The following is a 6668-nucleotide window of genomic DNA, read 5'->3' as shown; positions in this document are numbered from 1 at the left end:
GACCAGGGACCGTCGATATACATGGCGACATTGCCCGAAGCGAAGCGGCCGCTTGCGGCCGAAGCATCGGCCGCGGAGGCAAAGACCGGCGAGAGTTTGTCCTTGGCGGTGAGATCGGCATATTTGCCGAATGCATCGACGAAGCCGGCATTGGTGAGGTCGAACTCATTGTCGGCGTTGAAATAATCCGCGCCAAGCGCGACGGGACCGGCGATGAAATCGAAAGCCTGGGTGCCGTAGCCGTAGACTCCATCCTTGGTCAGTGCCTTGGCGTCGGCCTTGAAGTCGTCGAACGTCCAGTCTTTGGCTGGCTCCTTCAAGCCGGCGGCTGCGAACTTGTCGCGATTGTAGAAGACCATCCACGGGCCTACATCGTAGGGCAGCGCATAGAGTTTGCCGTCCTGCGAAAGACCGGACATGATCGATGTCTCGAAGTCCGCCACCTTCACGTCACTGCCTTTCACATAATCGTCGAGCGGCGTCAGGATCGAAGAGAAATTCGGCAGGCGCATCGACTGCATCGAGACGATATCGGCGACCTGACCCGATGCTGCCAGAACCGGCAGGCGCGTCCAGTAGTCCGTCCAGCCCGAAAGCTGCAGCTTGACCTTGATATCGGGATATTGCTTGTTGACGAGATCGGCCAGTTGCTGCCAGAGCTCCGCATCGTTCGGCGCGCCCCACATCTGCCAGGTAAGGGTCACGGCGGTATCCTGCGCTTGCGCGCAGATGCCTGATAGTGAACCCGCCGCAAGGGCGGCGGCAAAGATCAATGAATGCTTCATGATTGTTCCTCCTCCTCAATGACTTTCGTTGCAGTGACGTTCATCACTATCCGGACGCTCCCCTCCGGCTTGGTCTTGCGGCTCGTTCACGCCGCGATCATCGCCTCCAGGTCGGCGATCAGGCCGATCAGTTCGCTTCGCTGACGCTGCCACATGTCCGGACCTTGCTCCGGCTCCAGAATGGCCGTCATCCGCTGGAGAAAGTCGGGCGGCAGCCATTCGAGTTCGGCTGCCATGGGCAGATTCCAGCCGTCGCCCGGAAAATAGACCCGGTTGAAGGCAAAGACGGTCTGTAGAATGGCATTGGCAAGCTTGCCTGTGAGACCGACGAGAAAGACGAGGTCGCGGCGAACGACCTTGCTCTCATAGTGATAATCTCGGGCCCAATAGCGCAGGACATCCATATATTGGCTGAGCACGGAGGCCCTGAGCGCTTCCGGATATTGCGCCAGCTGCTGCCTCCAGCCGGTCAGCAACCCCCTGGGATCGGCGATGATCTGCTGGTTGGCAAGATCGGTCGGCAGATGATAACCCCAGATCGTCCATTCGAAGCTCTTGGGCACGACGACGCCGGCAAGCCAGGAATCCAGGTCGCGCTGGACGCCGGCATACCGCCGCATCCAGACACCATCCATGCGGATGCCTTCGGCTTGCCAGCCTCGCAGCGCGGCATCGAAACGCCGCCACGCCGCAGTCTGCCGGACCTCCGGTCCGCGATAGGCGTCGGCATAGACCCTGAAGTCGAAATCCGATTGCGCATCCGACCATCCCTTGCCGCGCGAGCCGGCGAGAGCAACGGCACCATTGCCGTCTTCCGCCAGATCGGCGATCAAGGGGGTCATCGCGGCAATGAGTTCGGTTTCGCGGCTCACGACGGCACAGGGCGGCTGGGCTTCGCTATCTCCCTTAGTCCTTGAGGATCAGTTCGACGACCGGAGTCACGACGTCAGGCTTGAGCACCGGCAGCTCTAGGGTCAAAATGCCCTCTCCGACGGCGACGCCGACATTTTGGTCGACTTCGGCATCCGGGTCGAGCCAATGAAGCTCGCTTGCATCGTGCAGGAACTGTGCATATTTGACCTTGCGCCCCAGCCCTTCGATATGGATGTGGCGGAAGGGCCAGGTCTGTATATGCAGGTAGAGCCGATTGCCCTTCTGGGTGAAGCGGCATCCGTTTGGCGCCTTGTAGGTCGAAGGTCCTGCGCCATAGATCGCACGCCCGTTCAGACGCAGCCATTCGCCATAGGTATCGAGCGCCTTGATGGCGCGGGCGTCGAAGGTGCCGCGGCCGGTCGGGCCGACATTCATCAGCAGATTGCCGCCGAGCGAGACCGTGTCGACCAGGATGTTGATGAGCTGGCCGGCATCTTTCCAGCTGGTCTCGTCGCGATAATAGCCCCAGGAGCCGCTGAAGGTGTGGCAAGCCTCCCATCGTACCGGCAGGCCGGCAACGGTCGGTGCGACTCGCGGCGTATATTGCTCCGGCGTGACGAGTTCGGGCATGTGATCCGCATCGCGCGGCAAGTCGAGGCGGTCGCCGACGATGATGTCGGGCTGTAGCTGGCGCACCAGCTTCATCAGGTCGTCGCTCTCCCAATCGGCACGGCCCTTGCCGGGCAGGCCCTTGTAGACGCGCTGGGGATAGCTGAAATCGAACCAGATCACGTCGATCTTGCCGAAATTCGTCAGAAGCTCGGTCACCTGATCGCGCATGTATTTGGCGTAACGCTTGACGTCGCGGCCCTCGTTGAGCTTGGCGGCGTCGGGATGGTTTCGCTGGGGGTGATGTCCGTCGATCGGGAAGTCGGGGTGGTGCCAGTCGAGCAGCGAATAATAGAAGCCGACCTTGAGCCCTTCGGCACGAAGTGCTTCGACATAGGGGCCGATCAGGTCCTTGCCATAGGGTGTGTTGGTGACCTTGTAGTCGGTGACCTTGCTGTCCCACAGGCAGAAGCCTTCATGGTGCTTGGCGGTCAGAACGACATATTTCATGCCGGCTTCGCGAGCGCGGCGTGCCCATTCGCGGGCGTCGTAGAGGTCGGGGTCGAAATTGTCGAAATATTTCTGATAGGCCTCGGTGGTGAACTCCTCCCGGTTCTTCAGCCATTCGTGACGTGCGCCGAGGGCGTAAAGTCCGAAGTGGATGAACATGCCGAAGCGGTCGTGTCCAAACCATGCCTTGCCGTCGGCCACATCCTGGCCGCCACTGATCGCTGCGTCGCTCACACTATCCTCCCAAGTGTTAAGGCTTCATCGAACCGGTTCGATTTGATAATTGATCCTCATGCCCGGTATGTCAAGCGCACTGTTGAAATCTCTTTCCGCATATTGCTTCACGGCCGGCAAATGGTAGATTTATGGCAGAGATTCACGGAAGGGAGCCTTTGATCGGAAGGCTCGAGGCGGTAGAAACGGTTCGAAAAATTCATGGCCACCATTCGTGACGTCGCCAAACTCGCTGACGTATCCGTCTCGACGGTGTCGCTGGCCTTGAGCAATCCGGCGCGCGTCAGCCAGAAAACACTGGAGAAAATTCATCAGGCGATCGCTGCGGTCGGCTTCGTTGCCGATCCGCTTGCCCAGAGCCTGGCGCGTGGGCGCAGCCGCATGATTGGCTTCATCGTCGGCAATGTCGGCAACCCGTTTTTCGGGGATATCCGGCGCGAGCTGGAAAATTATGCGCTTGACCATCAGCACTTCGTCGTCGTCACCGATTCCTCAGGCAAAACGGATCGCGAGAGGGCGATGGTCGAGCACCTGATCGGCCTGAAGACCGCAGGCCTTGCGCTTGCGCCGTCGGGCCATGATCGGGATTATATCGACTTCATTGCCGGCCTGAACCTGCCGATCGTCTGTTTCGACCAGAAGGTTGCCGGCATCGAGCGCGATTTCGTCGGCTCCGACAACTATCTGGCCGGGGCGATGCTGACGGAACATCTCCTGCAGCTCGGCCACAGGCGCATCGCCGTCATTACCGGCCCGAGCCATATGCATACCGCGACGGAGAGATATCGCGGCTTTGCCGATACGATGGCCAATGCCGGTGTGGACATTAATCCGAATTTCGTCGTCGACGGCCAGTTCACGCGCACAGCCGGCTACGAGGCGGCCATGCGTTTGCTGATCCAGCCCGAACGCCCCACTGCGATCCTCGGCACCAATAACGCGGTTGCGCTCTCGGCGCTGCAAGCCATGCAGGAGCTGGGCTTCCGCTGTCCCGAAGACATATCGCTCGCCATGATCGACAATGTGCAGTGGAGTTCGGTCATCACGCCGCGCATTACCATGGTGGTCCAGGATACGCTGGCGCTCGGCGGCATCATTGCAAGACGCCTGATGCACCGCATCACCAATCCGCAAGGTGCGGTCGAGCCGCCGCAGGATTTCGTGCTGACGCCGAAATTCGTTCCGGGCAATTCCTGCCGGAGAATTTAGAGCTCTGTACACCATGCATTGGGGCGCCGAAGGCCTCTTGCGCCTTGACGGCGGACGCTTTCGGGATTGTCTCAGAACTGGTTGCCGGATGCGATATTTCAGACAGAAACGTCCCGCCCTGCCGACATGGATACGATTCCGGGAAATTAGGCCCATAGATTGCCGATTTAGTCTCGCGCAAGGTCTGGTTGCGATAGTTCACGCGGGGCGAATATCGATGAACTGCGCTGTGGGGGCGATCTATGATTTCGACGTATCTCGGCTATGTGTCCGCGACAAAGGACATGGCATCGACGCTTGCGCGCATCGCCAAGCAGGCGACGGTCAAAAGCGACCAGCAATATTACGATGCGCATATCGGCAAGATTAAGAATGTCGATGAGTTTCTGAGCGACTACAAGCTGTATAGCTATGCGATGAAGGCCTATGGCCTCGAGGACATGACCTACGCCAAGGCCTTCATGAAAAAGGTCCTGACCAGCGACCTTAGCGACACGAGCAGCTTTGCAAACAAACTGACGGACAGCCGTTACCGGCAATTCGCTGCCGCTTTCAATTTCGGCGGCACGTCAAAAAATCAATCGGCTCAGAGCGATTCACAGAAGAGCGATACGATCGGGCTCTATGAGCAATCTTTCGCCAATGAAACGGCTTTGGCCAAGAAGGAAAGCAAGTTCTACGATAGCTGGATCGATAAGGTGTCGAACGTCGACGACATCGTCAACAGCAGCAGAATGACGGACTATATCCTGCGGGCGCACGGTTTAAACCCGGACAATATCTCGAAGGCGTTCCTCAAGTCGGTTCTGACCAGCGATGTCAACGACCCGAACAGCTTCGTCAACACCGCAAGCAATTTCTCGACGGCATCGCTGCAGCCGACATACAAGCTGATCGCGTCGCAGTTCAGTTTCAATGCCGACGGAACGCTTTCCGGTGCGACCGCGCAGACGGCGGAGCAGAAGGAGGCCATGATCTCGCGGTATGACAGCATGGTCCCGAGCCTGTTGAGCCCGGCTGCGGCCGCCAGCAACGACGATTACTATCGTCAGACGATCACGAAAGTTCAGTCGCTCAGCGACATAACCGGCGATAACAGGCTGTTTTCCTACATAAAGACCGCATTCAACCTGAATCCCAAGCTCACTCCGGTCCAATTCAACCTCGCTTTTACGAACTCCGATTATGCCGCCGTGACTGGAATGGCGGATATGGTTTCGCACTTTCAGTTTGCATCCGATGGTACGCTGCCCGCCGGTCAGCCGGCGCAGACGCCGCAAGCCATCGACGACATCTCGACCAAATATTTGAACCAGGCGAAAGATGCGAAACAGAACCAGTTCGGCGATGCGGAGAAACACTACAAGAGCGCGGTCGGCGAGATAAAGACGATTGCGGACTTCTTTGCCGCCAACGATACCAAGAACAAGAATCTTCCAACCGTGGAGGACATGGCGCTTCGTGCCTTTGGGATCGGCAAGAACGAGGTCTCCAGGGACCAGCTGCGCAAGATACTGGAGAGCGATCCCTATGACAGCAAGAGCTATGTCAATTCGCTGAAAGACGACAGATTCGTCGGGCTTGCCAAGGCTTTCAATTTCGACAGTGAGGGCAATCTGCGGGCGCCGGTCGCGCCCTTGTCCCAGACTTCGATCAACAGCCTGATCTCAGCCTATTCAAAGTCGAAGACCTTCGGATTGACCGGCGAGATGCGAGATAAGGCGGTCAAGGATGCGAAGGACGCAGCGACCGAATTCAGCAAGTCGATCGCCAAGATCAAGACGGTCGACGAACTCCTCGCAGACAAGAAGCTGACGGAGTTTATTCTCGTTGCGAACAATATCGATCCCAAGTCGGTCGACAAGAATAGCTTGAAGAAGGCCTTCACCGCGGACCCCGAGGATGCCAAGGGCTTTCTGAACACGCAGGCAGGCCAGCAGTTCAAGGCGATGGTGAACGCCTTCAATTTCGACGCCAAGGGAAATCTGACCACGGCCAAGATCGAGCCGGGACAGAACAAGGGCGCGCGTCTCGCCACCAACGATCTCTATCTTCATCAGACCCTGGAGACGCAGCAGGGAAGCTCCAACGAAGGTGTTCGTCTCGCTCTCTATTTTCAGCGCAAGGCACCCCAGGTCAATTCCGTCTACGATATCATGTCGGATCCGGCGCTCTACAATGTGATCAAGACGACTTATTCGCTGCCCGCATCCATGTCGAACATGGATGTGACCCGTCAGGCGGCGATGCTTGAAAAGCTATTCCCGATCAAGGATTTGCATGATGCCGGCAAGGTGAACAATCTGCTCAAGCGCTTCTCGGCCGTCTATGATGCGGCAAATGGCGGGAATACGACCTCTGCCGCATCCGCCATCCTGACGCGCGGATCGGGGATTGGCATGAGCGCCGATCTGATGCTCTCGATTGCCCAGCTCAGATCGCGATAGC

The 6668-nt window shown here is 58.2% G+C and carries 5 protein-coding genes; 2 read left to right on the top strand and 3 right to left on the bottom strand.

Translation table 11 applies throughout. The annotated features are described in order from the left end of the window. The 3 genes from AC13RC_RS14625 to AC13RC_RS14615 all read right to left on the bottom strand — a co-directional run. Positions 1-785: ABC transporter substrate-binding protein (locus AC13RC_RS14625; protein ID WP_488557551.1), on the bottom strand; the 785-nt coding region annotated here is incomplete at its 3' end. Between the two features lie 86 nt (positions 786-871). Beyond that, on the bottom strand, positions 872-1657 hold the full coding sequence (locus tag AC13RC_RS14620) for a DUF4037 domain-containing protein (RefSeq protein ID WP_488557550.1): 786 nt from the start codon (positions 1655-1657) through the stop codon (positions 872-874). A gap of 34 nt (positions 1658-1691) precedes the next feature. After that, positions 1692-3011: an alpha-L-fucosidase gene (locus AC13RC_RS14615; protein WP_488557549.1), complete on the bottom strand. Its 1320-nt coding sequence runs from the start codon at positions 3009-3011 to the stop codon at positions 1692-1694. A 201-nt stretch (positions 3012-3212) separates the two neighbouring features. On the opposite strand from AC13RC_RS14615, the gene AC13RC_RS14610 reads away from it, so the two are divergent. Together AC13RC_RS14610 and AC13RC_RS14605 are read left to right on the top strand one after the other, a co-directional pair. Further along, the gene (locus AC13RC_RS14610; RefSeq protein ID WP_113350703.1) at positions 3213-4220 is read left to right on the top strand and encodes a LacI family DNA-binding transcriptional regulator; all 1008 of its coding nucleotides are present in this window, start codon (positions 3213-3215) and stop codon (positions 4218-4220) included. A 242-nt stretch (positions 4221-4462) separates the two neighbouring features. Beyond that, complete coding sequence (locus tag AC13RC_RS14605; RefSeq protein ID WP_488557548.1) at positions 4463-6667, top strand: DUF1217 domain-containing protein; 2205 nt, start codon at positions 4463-4465, stop codon at positions 6665-6667. Position 6668 lies beyond the last annotated feature (1 nt).

This window comes from Martinezella sp. CNPSo 3890 (assembly GCF_057784455.1).
Note: the sequence above shows the minus strand (reverse complement) of the source record. Positions and strands in the feature narration are given on the sequence as shown.